Annotated in this window: 17 protein-coding genes; 5 read left to right on the forward strand and 12 right to left on the reverse strand. The window is 67.3% G+C overall.

All coding sequences use genetic code 11. From position 1 onward, the window contains the following. The first annotated feature begins 316 nt into the window (after positions 1-316). From OG874_RS23825 to OG874_RS23835, 3 genes are all read left to right on the forward strand, one after another. The gene (locus OG874_RS23825) at positions 317-748 is read left to right on the forward strand and encodes a hypothetical protein (protein ID WP_330249363.1); all 432 of its coding nucleotides are present in this window, start codon (positions 317-319) and stop codon (positions 746-748) included. Between the two features lie 6 nt (positions 749-754). Beyond that, complete coding sequence (locus OG874_RS23830) at positions 755-1294, forward strand: M23 family metallopeptidase (protein WP_330249364.1); 540 nt, start codon at positions 755-757, stop codon at positions 1292-1294. A gap of 63 nt (positions 1295-1357) precedes the next feature. Continuing rightward, on the forward strand, positions 1358-1876 hold the full coding sequence (locus OG874_RS23835; RefSeq protein WP_330249365.1) for a DUF1990 family protein: 519 nt from the start codon (positions 1358-1360) through the stop codon (positions 1874-1876). Position 1877: 1 nt separating this feature from the next. Here OG874_RS23835 and OG874_RS23840 read toward each other — a convergent pair whose 3' ends face one another. Further along, positions 1878-2318 (reverse strand): MerR family transcriptional regulator, encoded by a 441-nt coding sequence (locus OG874_RS23840; protein WP_330249366.1) that lies wholly within the window; start codon positions 2316-2318, stop codon positions 1878-1880. Between the two features lie 27 nt (positions 2319-2345). Here OG874_RS23840 and OG874_RS23845 point away from each other — a divergent pair, with 27 nt between their 5' ends. After that, positions 2346-3101 (forward strand): MBL fold metallo-hydrolase, encoded by a 756-nt coding sequence (locus OG874_RS23845; protein ID WP_330249367.1) that lies wholly within the window; start codon positions 2346-2348, stop codon positions 3099-3101. A 409-nt stretch (positions 3102-3510) separates the two neighbouring features. Here OG874_RS23845 and OG874_RS23850 read toward each other — a convergent pair whose 3' ends face one another. From OG874_RS23850 to OG874_RS23880, 7 genes are all read right to left on the reverse strand, one after another. Next, the gene (locus OG874_RS23850) at positions 3511-3876 is read right to left on the reverse strand and encodes a hypothetical protein (protein ID WP_330249368.1); all 366 of its coding nucleotides are present in this window, start codon (positions 3874-3876) and stop codon (positions 3511-3513) included. Between the two features lie 83 nt (positions 3877-3959). Further along, the gene (locus tag OG874_RS23855) at positions 3960-5855 is read right to left on the reverse strand and encodes an alkyl/aryl-sulfatase (protein WP_330249369.1); all 1896 of its coding nucleotides are present in this window, start codon (positions 5853-5855) and stop codon (positions 3960-3962) included. A gap of 47 nt (positions 5856-5902) precedes the next feature. Beyond that, the gene (locus tag OG874_RS23860; RefSeq protein ID WP_330249370.1) at positions 5903-6211 is read right to left on the reverse strand and encodes a DUF202 domain-containing protein; all 309 of its coding nucleotides are present in this window, start codon (positions 6209-6211) and stop codon (positions 5903-5905) included. Further along, on the reverse strand, positions 6208-6573 hold the full coding sequence (locus OG874_RS23865) for a YidH family protein (RefSeq protein ID WP_330249371.1): 366 nt from the start codon (positions 6571-6573) through the stop codon (positions 6208-6210). Before OG874_RS23865 ends, OG874_RS23860 begins: the two co-directional genes overlap by 4 nt. After that, positions 6570-7241, reverse strand: a complete 672-nt coding sequence (locus OG874_RS23870; RefSeq protein ID WP_330249372.1) for a DUF3159 domain-containing protein — start codon at positions 7239-7241, stop codon at positions 6570-6572. Before OG874_RS23870 ends, OG874_RS23865 begins: the two co-directional genes overlap by 4 nt. Before the next feature lie 128 nt (positions 7242-7369). After that, positions 7370-8101 carry an acetoacetate decarboxylase family protein gene (locus OG874_RS23875; RefSeq protein ID WP_330249373.1) on the reverse strand — a complete coding sequence of 244 codons (732 nt, stop codon included), beginning with the start codon at positions 8099-8101 and terminating at the stop codon, positions 7370-7372. Positions 8102-8305: 204 nt separating this feature from the next. Next, the gene (locus OG874_RS23880; RefSeq protein ID WP_330249374.1) at positions 8306-8743 is read right to left on the reverse strand and encodes a nuclear transport factor 2 family protein; all 438 of its coding nucleotides are present in this window, start codon (positions 8741-8743) and stop codon (positions 8306-8308) included. 103 nt (positions 8744-8846) lie between these two features. Between OG874_RS23880 and OG874_RS23885 the strand changes: the two genes are divergently transcribed. Beyond that, complete coding sequence (locus OG874_RS23885; RefSeq protein ID WP_330249375.1) at positions 8847-9398, forward strand: TetR/AcrR family transcriptional regulator; 552 nt, start codon at positions 8847-8849, stop codon at positions 9396-9398. A gap of 18 nt (positions 9399-9416) precedes the next feature. Here the strand turns inward: OG874_RS23885 and OG874_RS23890 are convergent, their stop codons facing one another. From OG874_RS23890 to OG874_RS23905, 4 genes are all read right to left on the reverse strand, one after another. Further along, on the reverse strand, positions 9417-10337 hold the full coding sequence (locus tag OG874_RS23890; protein WP_330249376.1) for a tyrosine recombinase XerC: 921 nt from the start codon (positions 10335-10337) through the stop codon (positions 9417-9419). Positions 10338-10511: 174 nt separating this feature from the next. Further along, the gene (dprA, locus tag OG874_RS23895; RefSeq protein ID WP_330257390.1) at positions 10512-11630 is read right to left on the reverse strand and encodes a DNA-processing protein DprA; all 1119 of its coding nucleotides are present in this window, start codon (positions 11628-11630) and stop codon (positions 10512-10514) included. Between the two features lie 1234 nt (positions 11631-12864). Beyond that, positions 12865-14373: a YifB family Mg chelatase-like AAA ATPase gene (locus tag OG874_RS23900; RefSeq protein ID WP_330249377.1), complete on the reverse strand. Its 1509-nt coding sequence runs from the start codon at positions 14371-14373 to the stop codon at positions 12865-12867. After that, positions 14373-14729, reverse strand: coding sequence for a YraN family protein (locus tag OG874_RS23905; RefSeq protein ID WP_330249378.1), 357 nt, complete (start codon positions 14727-14729; stop codon positions 14373-14375). The genes OG874_RS23900 and OG874_RS23905 overlap by 1 nt, the downstream gene beginning before the upstream one ends. Positions 14730-14733 lie beyond the last annotated feature (4 nt).

Here is a 14733-nt window from a genome sequence, read left to right on the forward strand (position 1 = left end):
ACTGCCCTGGCGCCTCCGAATCATCGGACCCGATCACGAGGATCAGGACCAGCCGATGATTCCCTGCTCCGCATACGCACTGCCGATCACGAAGTCGAGCCTCGGTTCGAACAGCGCCGTTACGAACAAGCACGGGGTGGCGCGCGAAGTCGGTCCGTGCAAGCACAGACCGCTCGACCAGTCTACGGGCTGTGCGGGTGAGTTCCTAAATCGCCCTGTCATGGGCCGAAACGGGCGATCTCCACAACCGAGGAAGTTGTCCACACTCGCCGGAACGGGGGTACTGCGGACGCACTCCCCGGCCGAGGCTTGAAGCATGAATCGCATAGCTATCTCGATAACCATGCTCATCCCACCGCTGTTCCTGTTGTCGCTGGCTGTGGCACAGCCGGTTTCGGCCGCGCCGCCGGATGGCGAAGTTGCCGCGGCGGTGCCGTGGGGACCTCCGACCGATGCGGTCGGGCGCACATCGGAAGTCGTGTTCGGGGAGTGCACGGGTTCGGCGTGTTCCGCGCCGCGATCGGGTGATGGATCGGTCCGTGTTCCGGATCCGCTCCGGTTCGCGCCGCTGGTTGTGAACGTCACGCCGAATGGGCTGCGTGCGGACGTCGCGGTGACTGCGCTGCCCTCCGAAATCGCACGCAGTGCGGGCACCGGTTCGGCGAGTTCGTTGCCGCGGATTGTCCATGATCTGCTGCTCCGACTGCTGGACCTGGTCAAGCGCACTCCGCTCCCCCTCTCGCGCTGATTTCGGATGAATGTCAGCAGGGCGGGCGGGCCGGGTCGGCGGCTGGTGTCGATCGTCGTCGGGGTGATCGCCCTGCTGGGAGTCGTTGCGGAGCAACCGGTTTCGGCTGCTCCGCACGGCGAGTTCAGCTGGCCGCTACAGCCACGACCCGCGGTCGAGCGACGGTTCGACAAACCGGCGCAGGACTGGCTGCCCGGGCACCGCGGTGTCGATCTGGTGGGTACGCCCGGGCAGGCGGTACTCGCCGCCGGAGATGGAATCGTGGTGTTCGCGGGAAAAGTCGCGGATAAGCCGGTCGTGTCGATCGACCATCCCGGCGGGCTGCGAACCACATATGAGCCAGTGCGAGCTGAGGTTTCGGTTGGCCTCCGGGTCGGTCGCGGGACACGAATCGGCATTTTGGAATCGGGCCACGAGGGTTGCGGCGCGGCCGCCTGCCTGCACTGGGGCGCACGGCGAGAAGCGGGCGGACACAGCCGCCGGGAATACATCGATCCACTCGGCCTGCTCCACCCGACTCCCCTACGGCTGAAACCGGTGATCTGAGGCGTGAGGCTGTGGCGCAGGACGCTCTTCCGAGGGGATGGTTTTGGGACGAAGATCGTGGTTATGGGATATGGGCTCGGGGAATTGCCGTTTACCTACGCCGAGGTGGGGGCGACGAAGGGTGAGCTTCCGGCGGGGTATCACCGGTTTCGGCTGCGGCGCCGCATCGGGTATGGGCGTGTCCTGTTCGAACGCTCGGGTGCGGAGATTCTGGCATATCGAATGCAGAAGGGCACCGGCATCTTTCAGCAGGCCGATACCCCGGTCGCCGAGCCCGGCACCGGTCTGACAGTGCGGCTGGGCGTCGGGCCGGTCGGGATCACCGCACCATGCCGGGTGGTGTACGTCCTCGACGAACCCGACCGGCGCGGCTTCGCCTACGGCACGTTGCCCGGCCATCCGGAGATCGGCGAGGAACTGTTCGCCGTCGAATACGACCCAGCCGACGACAGCGTCTACGGGTTGGTGACCGCGTTCTCGCGCCCGGGTGCCTGGTACGTCCGACTCGGCGGACCGGTGGTCCGAGCCATCCAACACGCCATCGCCGAAAAGTACATCGACGCCCTCCCGACCTCCGCGTAGCTCAGCCGCGATTGCGGTCATGGACGCCGTCCGGACCCCGGACGAGCGCAGGGGGAATCCGCGCCATGATCTGCTCGCGCGCGTGCTCGCATTCGGCAAAGCTGTGCGGGCACGCGAGTGCGTGCTCGATCAACTCTTTGGCCGCCTGCGCCTGTGCGATGCGCCGCCCGAGTTCTGCGACGTGGCGGTGCAGCAGGTCCCGGTGGTCCATCGGACTGGACGCCAACAGCAGCGTCCGTAACTCGCCCAGCGTGAAACCGGCCTCCTTGCCCATCAGAATCAGCGCCACACGCTCCAGGTCGGCCCCGCCGTATGAACGCTGGCCACCCGCGTGCCGCGACGGATCCAGCAGACCCATGCTCTCCCAATACCGCAGCACGTGCGTCGCGAGCCCGAACCGTTCCGCCAACTCACCGATGGTCAACGACTCGCTTGACTTCATGCATACATTAACCGCGACGCTGACCGTATGAACAAGCCATCTGTCGCGGTCACCCGCATAGTCAACTCCAGCGTGCTATTGGAGCTGGACGGCCACGCCATACTCACCGACCCGTGGTTCACCGAACGATGGTGGCTGCGCCGCGGCGAGCCGCTCGGCATGCAGCCCGAGGACCTGCCCCCGCTCACCGCCATCGTCGTCACCAACCTCGCCACCAACCACTGGGACCTGCGCGGACTACGGCACCTACCAGCAAAAGACACCACACCGCTCTACGTGCCCACCCCCGCCATGGCCCGCCGCGCCAAGGCACAGGGCTTCCAGCGCGCCGAGCATCTGGGGTGGGGACAAACCCGGGACATCGCCCGCCAAATCTCCATGCGGGTAGTGCCTTCGGGGAAAACGCTGATCTGGCCCAACAACGCCTATGCCTTCGAGACACCGAGCGGCCGGGTGTTCTTCGGCGGCGAGATCGCCGAAGTCACGCCATTGGAGCGGTACCGCGTCGACCAGCCACCCGCCGACGTCACGCTGCTTCCGGTCAACGGATTACGTCCCCTCTTCGGCCCTCGCCTGGTCATGGGGCCGCATCAGGCCGTCGCCGGTGCGATCGCGCTCGGCGCACGGGTGCTGGTCCCAGTGCACGACGCCCACGGCCACGACCCGCTCTCGCGACTGTTCCGCACCACCGGCACCGCCGCGGACACGAGCCGCCTGGCAGGCCCGGACCTCCTTGTGAACGACCTGCCCACCGGAAAACGCTGGGAGTACTCACCCAGCTGAGTGTCGTTGCAGCACTGGGCCGCCCCGGGACCGGAGTGGGGAATCGCACCTTGTTGGTGCCGTAGTTGACGCCCATCGACAAGCCCTGCGCCGCATACACCTGCCCGGCCGGGCATCGGCACCGGCACCGGGGCCCAGCACCACCGCGACAGTCGGCGCGATGCCCTGGCACCGCACCCGCGCGGGTATCCGAATTCGCCTGCCGAACAGCCGGACTCGACACCATGGCGCCTTCTTGCGCGACAGGTCGACACCACCGCATCGACGACGGGTGGGCTCGGCGGCCGTCGGTGCGCCGAGCCTGCGCGGTCTCGGAGTCGACAGTCTCCGTCCCGCGCGGCTCGTGGTCGACCGACTCCGCCCGGCGTGGATCCCGAAGTCGCGCAAGGGCGGAGTGGCTGGAGCCGGGCTAGAGTTGCGCCGTCAGTGCGGCGGCTTCGGCGCGGAGTAATTCACTGTGGTCGGAGCGGGCGAGGGTGTCGTATTCGTCGGCGGCCTTGTGACGGTCGGCGATTTCGGTGCGGACGATTTGTTCGATATCGGACTCGGTGAGGTGGCGGCGGCGGGCTTCGGCGGCGCCGAGGCCTACGGCGCTGGTCTCGATGGCTCCGGCCTTGATGTCCACGGTGTCGATGGCTTCGGCATTGTCGATGGCGCCGAGAGCGGAGCGCAGACCGGCGATGGCGCTGCGGTCGCGGGTCTTCATCGCGGCGGACAGGGCGGTGCGGAGGCGGTCGCGCAGGGGCACGGACTTGTCGATGGCTTCGGTGGACATGGTCGCCGACCGTACGCACCGGGATCGCGCGGGTCGAGGGATTTACTCGAGCGACACGCGAGGTCCCCACACGAACCGCTCGCTCACGGCGTGACGATGGCGAAGTTCGGATCCGGTTCATCGATGACGCCGATGACCTCGGCCAGCTTCGTCGGGTCGCCGCCGAGTGCGATCTCGCCCGCGGCGGTCAGTGCACCGAAGTCCGTGCCCGCCAGTAAGACCTGGATCATCGTCAGTCGGGTCAGGGTGAACGAAGCGTCGGGTTCCGGGAGATTCGCACGATCGGGCAGGTCGTAGTGCGTGAGGCGACCGTTGCGCAGTTCGAGCCGGTGGACGCGCTTCTCATCGGTGATGTGCCAATCGGTGACCACATGCAGATCCCAGGCCCTCGGGCCGTCGATGCGCAGTGCGATGGCATCGAAGACCTGGTCGACGGTCAGCGCGGCGAGCATGGTCGGTGCGTTGGCCGTGGTCGGTGTGCCGAATGAATCGTTGCGCAGCTCGTATGCGCCACTGAGATAGAAGTTGCGCCAGGTGGCGTTCTCGGCGCCGTAGCCGAGCTGTTCGAAAGTGCCGGCCTGCAACGCTTTCGCGGCCGAGTTACTCGGGTCGGCGAAGATGACATAGTTCACGACCTGGGCCACCCACCGGTAGTCACCCGCGTCGTAGGCAACCTGCGCCTTGCGCAGCACCTCGTCGGCGCCGCCCATGAATTCCACGTGCCGCCTGGCGGATTCGACCGGCGGATGCTCCCAGAGGTGCGCCGGATTGCCATCGAACCAGCCCATATAACGCTGGTAGATGGCCTTCACATTGTGGTTCACCGACCCGTAGTAACCATGGGTGTGCCAGGCGGCGGCGAGCGCGGGCGGCAGCTCCATGGTTTCGGCGATCTCGATGCCGGTATAGCCCTGGTTCAGTCGCCGCAGTGTCTGGTCGTGCAGATAGCCGTACAGATCTCGTTGCAGCGATAGGAATTCCACCAGCCGATCGGTACCCCAGGTCGGCCAATGATGGGAGGCGAACACCACATCGGCGTCGCGGGCGTAGAGGTTGATCGCTTCGGTCAGGTACTTCGCCCACACGTGGGGGTCGCGCACCAGCGCGCCGCGCAAGGTCAACAGGTTGTGCAGGGTATGCGTGGCGTTCTCGGCCATGCACAGCGCACGATGGTCCGGGAAGTAGAAGTTCATTTCGGCGGGCGCCTCGGTGCCCGGGGTGATCTGGAAGACGATGCGCACGCCGTCGACCGTCTCCTGCTGCCCGGTCGAGGTGATGTCGAGAGTGGGGGCGATCAGCGTGATGGTGCCCACCGAGGTGGTCTGCCCGAGTCCCGCACCGACCGACCCCTTCGGGCCGCGCGGCAGCACGGCGCCGTACATATAGGCCGCCCGGCGCGCCATCGCCGTTCCGGCGTAGATGTTCTCGGCCACCGCATGTTCGAGGAATCCAGCCGGGGCGAGCACCGGACACCGACCGGCGGCGACGTCCTCGGCGCTGGTGACACCCATGGCGCCGCCGAAATGATCGACGTGCGAGTGGGTGTAGATGAGACCGGTCACCGGCCGCTCGCCCCGGTGGCGACGATAGAGGTCCAGTCCGGCGGCCGCGGTCTCCGCCGAAACCAGCGGGTCGATGACGATCACACCGGTATCGCCTTCGATCAGCGTCATATTCGACAGGTCGAGGCCACGCACCTGATAGATCCCGGCCGTGACCTCGTACAGGCCCTGTTTGACGACCAATCCGGATTGACGCCACAGGCTCGGGTTGACCGATGCCGGGCATGGTTCGCGCAAGAAGCCGTAGGAGTCGTTGTCCCACACCACATTTCCATCAGCATCGCGCACCACAGCCGGCTGGAGAGCGGCGATGAAGCCGCGATCGGCGTCCGCGAGATCGGTGGTGTCACCGAAGGGAAAGGAACCTCGTTGCTGCTCCGCGACGATGAAATCGCTCGGCTCGGTCGCTGTGCTCATATCCATCCTCCTGTGGTGTCAGCTGAATTTGTTCGCCTGCAACAGCTTTAGGGCTGTGGATCGGTCAAACCGATTGCGGCCGCGACACATGCGACGGCCAGCACCGCCAGCACTGTCGCGGCGACCGTGCCCCTGCCATGGCCGAAGCGCCCCTGATGTAGGGCGCGATTGCGCGACAAACACAGCGCCGCAACAGCAGCCATCGTGATAGCAGCGCCGATCGGTGCGACACTCGCCGCACGCCACCCGCTGGTCGCGGCATGATTGAGAAACAGCGCGGCGACCACCATCGCGGCGATGGCCGTGCGACGCCACGCCAACGCGGTGCGCTCGGCAGCCAAACCCTTCGGGCTCATCGCAGCAACACCACCACGCACGCCAACACCGAGACGACGGCGATGCCCGCCGACAAGATCGGAACCATGATCGTGTCGGGCAGTGGTTCACCGTTGCGCATGGCCTTACCGACGCGCCGCCAATGCCCGTACGCACCGACCGCGATAATGGCCGCGAGCACGATGCAGCTCATGGCGAGTGTGCGCCGAACGCCCGACATCCGGAGCGGCTGCACCAGTGTGTGCACGGCGACACCGCCCGCGAGCAGGCCGAGCGAGGTACGCATCCAGGCCAGGAAGGTTCGTTCGTTGGCGAGAGTGAAGCGGTAGTCGATCTCGTCTTCCCCGTCCTCGGATTCCTCGGCGGGGCTGGGGAGCGTCATACCGCTTCGGCTCGGGTCGCGGGCTGCTCGCGCGTGGCGCGCACCCATAGCCAGGTCGCGGCGAGCATGACTACCAGCGCCGGTTTGCCGAGGATCAGTGCGACGGTGCCGAGGATGACTACTTTGTCGGCGAGATACAACGGAAGCATGACCACAACGTGTACCGGCCAGAACACGAACCACGCCAGAGTGATTCGCCGATGCAGTCGTAGTCGGGCGGCGGGATCGGCAGGATCGGCCGGTTCGAGGCGGATCCGGCGGCTCACGGTGTAGCTGAGCGGTTTGCCGATGAGCAGGGTCGCTCCGAACAACACGGTCATCACCACGCACAGTGCGACTTCGGGCAGATAGAACCCGCGGCCCTCACCGGTGATCTCGACGAAGAGCGACAAGACCAGAATCACCAAGACCGATATCGCGACCACGCGCACCGTATCGCCCTGGATCAACCGGATCGCGGCCAGCGCGACGGCGATCAGAATGGCGATGAAGACGCCGATCTCCGCCCCTGCCACGGAGTAGCCGAGCAGAAATCCGATGGCCGGCGCGGCACCGTCGAGGATGTGTCGCGGACCGTGCACCGCACAGAACTTGCCCCATATCTCGGCAACCGCAGTTCGGTGTTGCTCCAGTCCAGGAGCCGCGACATGCTGGTCGTCGGGAGTCACGGGCACCTCTCCATCGCTGGTCGGTTTCCTGCCGCAAGCAAACGATCCGCTACGTCAGGTTACCGCCGTAGGTGTGGTCGTCCACGGAGTTCGCGGCACGACAACGCCACCGCGGCGTGCGACGCCGGTCAGAGGGGTGTGGCGTCCTGGAAGGTCATCGCGAGTCGATCCACGACGGAAGCCATGAGTGCGCGCTTGGGTAATCCGAGCGATTTCAGCTCCTCGGCCCAGGCGTGGTCGCCGAGCGACAGATCGGCGCCGCCGAGACGGCCACGCATACCGGATGGCTCCATCTCCCACTGCGTGCAGCGGGTGATGCCGTCGATGTGGGAGTAGGCGTCGAACGACGAGGAGCCGTTGCGCCGCCCCGGAATCGCAAGGCCGGGGCGAACCGTGAGATCGACGACCAACTGACCGTTCTGATGCAGTACGCCGCGCCGCACGCCGCCCTCGTGCTGTGCGTCGAAATCGGCGATTTCCTTGGGAAATCCCCAGATGCCCCGGCCCGCCGCGAGGGTGAATTCACCATCGACCGGGAGGCGGTGGATGAAAACGCCCGCGCCGCCGGTGGACAGGGCGCGCAGATCGCCGAGCGCGCTGGCGGGTCCGGCAGTGTGGTGGCGGACCATGAAGGACACGCCGAATTCGTTGTACGGCCCCAGATCGCCATCGACGTAGTCGACGAAGACGAGCGTGCACATGGCGCGACCGCCGGGCAGCCGGACAATCTCGAGGCCGGAGTAATCGATGAGCCGCTGCGCGGCCGCCGCCGGCACCGCATAGGTCGCCATGAAGGCGTGCGCGAGCCGGATCCGCACCGGCATCCGGACTTCTTTGCCCAACACGGTGTGGCTACTCATCGGACCCTCCACCCTGGGGCGCAGCGTGAGCCGACCACCGGCTGGTCGACGAAACGTGCGGCGTTCACGAATCCTCCAAACTAGAACTCGTGTCAGAATAGCGATAATTTCGCCCTTGCTGCATCGCTTTTGCCCTGAAGAACACGTTTCAGAATCGCGATCAGGTCCGATGAGTAGCCGATGTTCGCCGATCAGGTCGCGGGCCTATGCGATGGACAGCGCCTCGACGAGGTCTGGGACGGCATCGAAGGCGATCGCACGGTCGAGCGGATTGGAGTACGAGCGCAACCAGGTGATCAATCCATCGCATACGCGGACGATCGAAATGATGTCGAAGGCGAACGCCTTGTCGGTCGGGATGACGGTGCCGCGCAGGCGATATTCGATGACGACGATGCCGGGGTCGTCGGTTTCGCGAATGGTGACGTTGTCGGCAGATTCATGACGCTGCAGGCCGACGGCGCCGAGCAGGTGGGCACGGAAGGCCTCGCGCCCCTGGGCGTGCTGCGGAGCACCGGGCGGCGAGAAGGGCAATTCGAGGACCGCATCCTCGGCGAACAGGTCGGCCTGGTCGCCGTTCGGGCCGGGGGCGGCGAGTTGGACGAATCGTTCGGCGATTTCGCGCGGGGTGACGTTCGACATGGCGTGCTCCTCTGTACGATAAGCGGGGTATCCGCCCCGCTTAAATATACGGGGCTACCGCCCCGCTTATCTGGCGATGTGATGCAGGACACAGGAGAACCCATTGGATGCGGAACGCCCACTGCGAGCCGACGCGCGGCGGAACAAGCAACAGATCCTGGAGGCGGCGCGAGCGGCGTTCACGATCGATGGCGTCGGGGTATCCCTGGATGAGATCGCGCGGCGTGCCGGGGTGGGACCAGGGACGGTCCATCGCCACTTCCCCACGAAGAAGCAGCTGTACGACGCGATCGTCACCGTACATCTCGATGAGTTGCGGCAGGAGGCGCAGGCGGCTCTGGATAACGGGGACGAAGGCGCGGGATTCTTCCCGTACCTGACCGAACTCATTGAGCGTGCGGGGCCCAAGCAGGACGTGACCGAGGCACTCGCCGCAGCCGGTGCCGAGCCCGGACCCGTGGCGCAGCAGGCGGCAGCGGATCTGCGGGAAGTGTTCGGCGCGCTACTGAACGGGGCCCAAAAGTCCGGCGCGGTCCGGGGCGATGTGAACGCCGAGGACGTCCAGGCTGTCGTGGTGGCTGCGCTCGCGGCGCAGCGATACCGCAAAGACGGCGGACGGATCGCGGACCTGATACTGGGTTGCCTGCGGCCGTAGACCGGTGCGGCGGGACGGTCAGGCGCGGGGGTGGGCCTGGTCGTGGACTTTCTTCAGGCGTTCGATGGAGACGTGGGTGTACAGCTGGGTGGTGGCCATGCTGGCGTGGCCAAGAAGTTCCTGTACCACGCGTAGGTCGGCGCCCCCCTCGAGGAGATGCGTTGCCGCCGAATGGCGCAGCCCATGCGGACCCATATCGGGTGCGCCGGGGATCGCCGCGACGACCTCGTGCACAACGGCTCTGGCCTGGCGCTGATCGAGTCGCTTGCCACGGCGGCCGAGCAACAGTGCGCGGCCGGAGTCGGTCGCGGCGAGTGCGGGACGGCCGAACCGCAGCCAGTTCGCGATGGCCTCGTCGGCAGGCACACCGAACGGCACCGACCGCTCCTTATTACCCTTGCCGAGCACGCGGACCAGCCGTCGCTCGCGATCGATATCGTCGAGATCGAGCCCACACAGCTCGCTCACCCGGATCCCGGTCGAGTACAACAGCTCCACGATCAGCCGATCTCGCAATGCCATCGGATCACGTTGCACCGCACCGGATTCCGCAGCATCCATGGCTGCGACGGCCTGCTGGGTACCGAGCACCGCGGGCAATACCCGATGCGCCTTCGGCGATCCGAGCCGCAGCCCGGGATCGATCGTCAGCCGTCCGGTGCTGGTCAACCACCCGGTGAACGTCCTGGCCGAGGACGCCCGCCGCGCCATCGTCGTCCGCGCGGCCCCACCCGCCGACTGTGCGGCCAGCCACGACCGCAACAACGCCAAATCCAGCTCCCGCACCGCCGAATCCGCCGACCGCGCCACCAAATGCCCCAACAACGATCGCGCGTCCCCCACATACGCCCGTGCCGTATGCGCCGACCGATTCCGCCCGAGCCGCAGATGCCGCTCGAACTCCGTCAGCAACGCCTCCAGATCCTCCGGCAACTCCATCCCCCCACCGTCACCGCCACAACCACAATTGGCAAGTCAGCACGCCGCATGCCGTAGCTCACATGCGCTGTCAGAGATCGTTGGCGGCCGCCAACATGTGTCGATACCTGCCAGCGGCCAGTGGTTGACCGACCTGCGACCACCGAGTCGAATCTCGGGCGATTTTCTGCGATCTCATGATTGCGCTGGCTTCGATGTTCGGTACCAGCCGTTTTCGTCCACGCCGACGAGACCGGTGAGTTCCAGTGCCGGGAGGACGGCGCGGACGGTGGACAGTTCGAGGCCGGAGTCTTCGGCGATAGTTCGGGGTTGGCGGGAGCCTATTTTCGGGAGTACCGCGAAGACGGCGGCCTCGTCGCCCGACATCCGGTCGACCGGGTCGGTGGCTTGCCGGGTTGGTAGTGACAGGCGCAGGGGGCCCGCTTCGTCGATGACCTCCTCGGCGCGGGTGACGAGCAAGGCCTCGCCTTCCCGGATCATGCGGTGACAGCCGACCGAGGATGCGGAGGTCACTGGCCCGGGGACGGCCAGGGCGGGGCGGCCGAGGCGACGCGCCCATTTGACGGTGTTGCGCGCGCCGCTGCGCAGTCCGGCTTCGACGACGAGGACGCCGTCCGCCAAGGCGGCGATGATGCGGTTGCGGGCCAGGAATTGGTGCTTGTGGGCGGCCGTGCCAGGCGGGTATTCGCTGATCACCAGGCCGGTTTCGGCGATCTCGGACAAGAGGCGATCGTGCTGGGCGGGATAGGGACGGTCGACGCCGCAAGCCAGAACCGCGATCGTCGCGGCACCGACGGCGAGCGCGGCGCGATGGGCCATACCGTCGATCCCGAAGGCCGCTCCCGAAACAATGGTCCAGCCTTGGGCAGCCAGATCACCGACGATCTCGCCGGTGACATGATCGCCATACCCGGTGCTGCACCGGGCCCCGACCACCGCGATGGCACGCTCACTCGACTCCAACAGGGACCGCGGCCCGCGCACCCACAGCACCAACGGCACCGCCCCATCGCGATCACGCCCAGGCTCGAGTTGGCCGAGGCCGAGCATCCGCCAGGCAGGCCACTCCGGATCGTCCGGCGTCACCAACCGCCCGCCGATCCGCTCCATCAACTCGAGATCCCTTGCCGCACCATCGATCTCCCGCCGCTTCGAAGTCGGCCCGAGCAACGACTCCGGCAACGCACACTCCCGCACCGCCCGCGCGGCCTCGACCACCCCCACCGATTCGATCAACAACGACAGCGCCGCACACGGCCCCTGCACCACCCGCGACAAATACGCCCACGCCAACCGCCGCTCATCGACTCCGCCGCCGGACCGCACCGAGCCCGCACACCCCGACGCCCAATCGTCCAGGTCCACAACCGCATATCTCGATGGCCCGACATCACTACCCATCACGGCCCCGACATACTCGGCAGCAGACGATCCCGCACTCACCGATTCCCCAGCCCCATCGGAGACCCGAGAACGCCGGTGTACCCCGTCAACGCCCCCATCATGAGCAACACCCCCGCCTACCGATTCGCCGGTGCACTCGGAGGCCCAGACACCTCCGACCCCCTCACCGCCCCCGGCAACGGCCGCGCCATTGTCCATCGCTGCGCCGGCACATCCCACGGCGTCCACTCCGACATCCGCGGCCGCCACCGCAGAACCCGCAGGATCAGCGCCGCCGTTCACCGATCCGCCCTCGCACTCGAAGGCCCGGACACTTCCGCACACCCCCTCAACACCCCCGGCAACCGCAGCGCCACCGCCCTCAGGTCCGCCGATGCACTCGGCGACCCGGGAACTTCCGTGTGCCTCGACACTCCCGCCAACGGCCGCGCCATTGCCCGCCGCGGCGAGGACAAATCCGGATTCGTCCACACCACCAGCCACCTCCGCAGATCCCGAAAGAGCAGCGCCACAGTCCACCGATCCGCCTGTGCACTCGGCGACCCGCGTACTTCCGTGTGCCTCGACACTCCCGCCAACGGCCGCGCCATTGCCCGCCGCGGCACGGACATATCCCGAGCCGTCCACAGCGCCACCTGCGGCCACCTCTGCAGATCCGGCAAGAGCAGCGCCACGGTCTGCCGATCCGCCTGTGCACTCGGAGGCAGACGCACGTCCGCATACCTTCTCAACACCCGCAGCGGCGACGTCGTTGTCCATCGCTGCGTGGGCACATCCCAACGCATTCACGCCGCCACCTGCGGCCGCTTTCGCTGGCCGGGCAACAGCAGCGCCACCGTCCGCCGACGCACCCGCGCTGCACGACCTAGCGAAGACAACCGTCGTCTGTGCACCACCCGGCACGGGAATCGCTGTTGCGCCCCCATCTTCAGCCGACGACATCTCGGCCGCCCTTGCCCCGTTCATCCCACACTCCGATGCTGGAAGGTCAACGCTGCCTGCAGATCCCGCGCACTGCGGAGGTCGGCGGCGCGGACATAGACGTATTCAACGGCGACCGTCACTGGATCGGTCTCGTCGCACACCGCGTCCACGACCGACGGCCCTGCTCTCCAACACGCGCTCACTGCGACCCCCGCTGCCGGAAGTTCAACGCTGCCAGGATGTCCTGGGCGCTGGGGCAGTCCGCGCCGCGGAGGTCGGAGATTGTCCAGGCGACGCGGATGGCGCGGTCGGCGCCGCGGGCGGAGAGGCGGCCGAGGCGCAGTGCGGTTTCGACGGGGGCGGTGGCTTCGTGCGGTAGGCGGAAGCGTTGGCGGAGGATGTGGCCGGGGACTTCGGCGTTGGTGGACCAGCCGTACTCCTGCCAACGGTGTATCGCCGCCTGCCTTGCGGTGGCGACGCGGGCACGGACCACCTCGCTGCTCTCGGCCTCCTCGGCGGCGAAGGACGCGCCCGCGTGGCCGTGCATTTGGACCCAGATGTCTATGCGATCCATCAGTGGCCCGGACAGCTTGCCCAGGTAGCGGCGGCGGGCCAGCGGGGCGCAGATGCAGTCGACATCGCGGGCTGGGGCACAGGGGCAGGGATTGGCGGCCAGCACCAGTTGGAAGCGGGCCGGGTAGCGGGCTACGCCGTCGCGGCGCGCGATGCGAACTTCGCCTTCCTCCAAGGGCGTTCGCATCGCTTCCAGTACCTTGGCGCCGATCTCCGCGCATTCGTCGAGGAACAGGACGCCGCGGTGAGCACGGCTGACCGCGCCGGGGCGGGCGGTCCCGGATCCGCCGCCGACCATGGCGCTGGCCGAGGTCGAGTGGTGCGGGGCGACGAAGGGCGGCATGCTGATCAGGGGGTGGTCACCCGAGAGGGCACCCGCGACCGAATGGATGGCCGTCACCTCGAGGGCCTCGGATTCGGTGAGGGGCGGCAGCAGGCCCGGGAGGCGTTGCGCCAGCATGGTTTTGCCGATGCCGGGCGGCCCGGTGAGCAGCAGGTGGTGGCCGCCCGCCGCGGCCACCTCCAGTGCCCACCGGGCCTCTTCCTGACCGACCACCTCGCTCAGATCGCCACCACAGCGAACGGTGTCGGGCAGGATGCCGTCAGGCTCCGCGAGAACGCCCTCGCCGCGCAACCACCCGACGACGGTGCGCAGGCTGGCGGCGCCGAAGACCTCGATGCCGTCCACCAGACCGGCCTCGGCCAGTGCGGATTCCGGCACAATCACCCGCGACCAGCCCGCATTGCGCGCCGCGATCACCGCGGGCAGGATGCCGCGCACCCGGCGGACGCGGCCGTCGAGCGCCAATTCCCCCAGCAATACGGTCTTTCCGAGCCGATCGGAAGGAATCGCGCCCGCCGCATCGAGCACCGCGATCGCGAGGGCCAGATCGTAGACGCTGCCGATCTTGGGCAAGGTTGCCGGAGACAGCGCCAGGATCACGCGGCCGTCGGGCCATTTCTCCCCCGTGTTCGCGACCGCAGACCGCACCCGGTCCCTGGATTCCTGTAGTGCGGTGTCGGGCAACCCGACCAGGTGCACCGAGGGCAGCCCCTGCCCGATATCCGCCTCGATCTCGACCAGTTGGCCGTCCACCCCATTCACCGCGACCGAATACGCCACCCCCAGCGCCATCAGAACACTGCTTTCAGGTGGTCGATGACCGGCCGGTGGCCGCGGTGCAGCAGCACCGAGATGACATCGAAGCGGATGTCGCGCCACGGACCGTCCTGTTCGGCCAGCCACACCAGCGCCAGCCGCCTGATCCGCTGCTGTTTATCGAAGGTGACCGCCTCTGCGGGCGTACCGAACTTCGCCCCGGTCCGCGTCTTGACCTCAACGAAGGCGGTGACGTGGGCGTCCTTGGCGATCAGATCCAGTTCGCCGTACTTGCACCGCCAATTCCTGCCGATGATCTGCATCCCGGCGGCCTGCAGGAATCGTGCCGCCAGTTCTTCCCCTTGTGCGCCGAGCGCCTGATTGTCTGCCACCCGC

This window comes from Nocardia sp. NBC_00565 (genome assembly GCF_036345915.1).
Taxonomy (GTDB): domain Bacteria; phylum Actinomycetota; class Actinomycetes; order Mycobacteriales; family Mycobacteriaceae; genus Nocardia.

Excerpts from the sequence above, each read along its gene's own strand:
- OG874_RS23825 (WP_330249363.1), top strand. The coding sequence starts at position 317 with ATGAATCGCATAGCTATCTCGATAACCATGCTCATCCCACCGCTGTTC.
- OG874_RS23830 (WP_330249364.1), top strand. The coding sequence starts at position 755 with ATGAATGTCAGCAGGGCGGGCGGGCCGGGTCGGCGGCTGGTGTCGATC.
- OG874_RS23835 (WP_330249365.1), top strand. The coding sequence starts at position 1,358 with ATGGGATATGGGCTCGGGGAATTGCCGTTTACCTACGCCGAGGTGGGG.
- OG874_RS23840 (WP_330249366.1), bottom strand. The coding sequence starts at position 2,318 with ATGAAGTCAAGCGAGTCGTTGACCATCGGTGAGTTGGCGGAACGGTTC.
- OG874_RS23845 (WP_330249367.1), top strand. The coding sequence starts at position 2,346 with ATGAACAAGCCATCTGTCGCGGTCACCCGCATAGTCAACTCCAGCGTG.
- OG874_RS23850 (WP_330249368.1), bottom strand. The coding sequence starts at position 3,876 with ATGTCCACCGAAGCCATCGACAAGTCCGTGCCCCTGCGCGACCGCCTC.
- OG874_RS23855 (WP_330249369.1), bottom strand. The coding sequence starts at position 5,855 with ATGAGCACAGCGACCGAGCCGAGCGATTTCATCGTCGCGGAGCAGCAA.
- OG874_RS23860 (WP_330249370.1), bottom strand. The coding sequence starts at position 6,211 with ATGAGCCCGAAGGGTTTGGCTGCCGAGCGCACCGCGTTGGCGTGGCGT.
- OG874_RS23865 (WP_330249371.1), bottom strand. The coding sequence starts at position 6,573 with ATGACGCTCCCCAGCCCCGCCGAGGAATCCGAGGACGGGGAAGACGAG.
- OG874_RS23875 (WP_330249373.1), bottom strand. The coding sequence starts at position 8,101 with ATGAGTAGCCACACCGTGTTGGGCAAAGAAGTCCGGATGCCGGTGCGG.
- OG874_RS23880 (WP_330249374.1), bottom strand. The coding sequence starts at position 8,743 with ATGTCGAACGTCACCCCGCGCGAAATCGCCGAACGATTCGTCCAACTC.
- OG874_RS23890 (WP_330249376.1), bottom strand. The coding sequence starts at position 10,337 with ATGGAGTTGCCGGAGGATCTGGAGGCGTTGCTGACGGAGTTCGAGCGG.
- OG874_RS23900 (WP_330249377.1), bottom strand. The coding sequence starts at position 14,373 with ATGGCGCTGGGGGTGGCGTATTCGGTCGCGGTGAATGGGGTGGACGGC.